This window comes from Lactobacillus sp. C449L, from assembly GCF_059900815.1.
Genome location: NZ_JBWXGA010000341.1, coordinates 1 through 425, shown reverse-complemented (window position 1 = coordinate 425; position 425 = coordinate 1). Strand labels below are relative to the sequence as shown.

Here is a 425-nt window from a genome sequence, read left to right as displayed (position 1 = left end):
AAGACATAGGTGCTGGCGTGGAAGAGGCCGTCCCACAGCGTGTTCACCTGCAGGTTCTCGATGCTGTCGGGCGGGTAACCGGCGCTTGTGAGCAGGTGGTGCCATTGCAGAATCTGATGCAGCACGATGCCATCGAAGAACCCGCCAAGCCCCATCCCGAGCAGGATCCCTGCCGAGGTCGGGAAGTCGCCACTGTCTCGACCATTCCCATTCATGATAATCTCCAGGATGAATGAGCCGCCGGCTCACAGGCGTGCGGCCTGCAGAGCATGGCTGGCGCGGCTGTCATGGTCGTGGGGATCCGGCCCGATGGGACCGAAGTCACCCCGGAGTGCCTTCAGGGCATAGCGCTCCGTGTCGATCTCACGGGCCGTGCGGAAGCCGAGCCGCCTCAGGATCGGCAGGGGTGGGCACCAGCCCTGCAC

2 protein-coding genes are annotated in these 425 nt (G+C 64.2%); both read right to left on the bottom strand.

Annotated features, from left to right (window positions below; translation table 11 throughout):
• Nucleotides 1–215, bottom strand: a 215-nt coding sequence (locus AC2JF9_RS09685) for a DUF2243 domain-containing protein (protein WP_500727353.1), incomplete at its 3' end; no start/stop codon positions are given.
• Between the two features lie 30 nt (nucleotides 216–245).
• The coding region (locus AC2JF9_RS09680; RefSeq protein WP_500727351.1) for a hypothetical protein at nucleotides 246–425 on the bottom strand (180 nt) is incomplete at its 5' end.